Here is a 1,163-nt window from a genome sequence, read left to right as displayed (position 1 = left end):
ACGCAAATGAGTCCGAACTGGCGGCGCAATTCCACGGCGACGACTTCCTGTCCGGCGGTGCCGGAGCCGACGAGCTGCAGGGTGGCGGCGGCAACGATGTCCTTGACGGCGGTACGGGCAACGATCGGCTCTTCGGCCAGGCCGGTGACGACAACCTCGCCGGCGGGGAAGGCGTCGACCTTCTCGATGGCGGCGAAGGCAACGACCTGCTGGATGGTGGTGCAGGCGATGACGACCTGTACGGCGGAACGGGCGACGACAGCCTTGTGGGTGGTTTGGGCTTGGACAAGCTCTTCGGGGGCGAGGGCAAGGACAGCCTCACGGGCGGTGAGGGTGACGACACGCTGTCCGGAGAAGCGGGCGACGATATCCTCGATGGCGGTGCTGGCAATGACCAGATGTGGGGTGGGGCGGGCAACGACCGTCTGACCGGCGGTGACGGCGACGACTACCTTGATGGTGACGATTCGCTGGTTGCAGCTGCGCTCCACGGCGACGACGTCATTGATGGTGGCGCCGGCAATGACGTCATCCACGGCCTGGGCGGGGACGACGATATCTCCGGTGGAGCGGGCGACGACATCCTCCATGGCGATGACTTTGACCACCTTGTCTCCGGCAACGACAAGGTCTCGGGTGGGACAGGAAACGATTTCATCGACGGCGGTGCGGGGAATGACGTGCTCTCAGGCGACGAGGGCAACGACACCTTGCTTGGCGGCGACGGGGATGACCGGCTTACCGGTGGCATCGGCGACGACGAACTGTCAGGTGGGGCAGGCAACGACACGTTTGTGTTCGAGAGCGGCTCAGGGACCGATCGCATTTTCACGGCTGGCACGGACGGCGGCGGCCTTGACGTCATCGAGTTTGGCGCATCGGTCGCGTCGGCCGACTTGTACTACCAGTTGGCTGGCGATGACCTCATCATCCACAACCGCTCCACCGGCGACACCATTGCCGTTCAGGACTATTTCAATCCTCAAACGACGATTGATATCCATTTTGCCAACGGCAGTGTCCTGACCCATGACCAGCTGCGCCTGCAGCTCGGCGTGGCGATGCCGACGATGGGTACCGGCGGTGACGATGTCATGGAGGGGACCGACGGGGCCGACAGCCTGTACGGGGGTGCCGGCAATGACACGCTCATGGGTCTGGGT

Annotated in this window: 1 protein-coding gene; it reads left to right on the top strand. The window is 64.1% G+C overall.

The window, feature by feature from the left end; all coding sequences use genetic code 11:
* Window positions 1-17 precede the first annotated feature (17 nt).
* Window positions 18-1,163: calcium-binding protein (locus AC1DT2_RS24030; RefSeq protein WP_477299212.1), on the top strand; the 1,146-nt coding region annotated here is incomplete at its 3' end.

The sequence above is a fragment of the Luteibacter sp. P4_E6 genome, from assembly GCF_056401535.1.
This window is presented reverse-complemented; position numbering and strand designations above follow the sequence as displayed.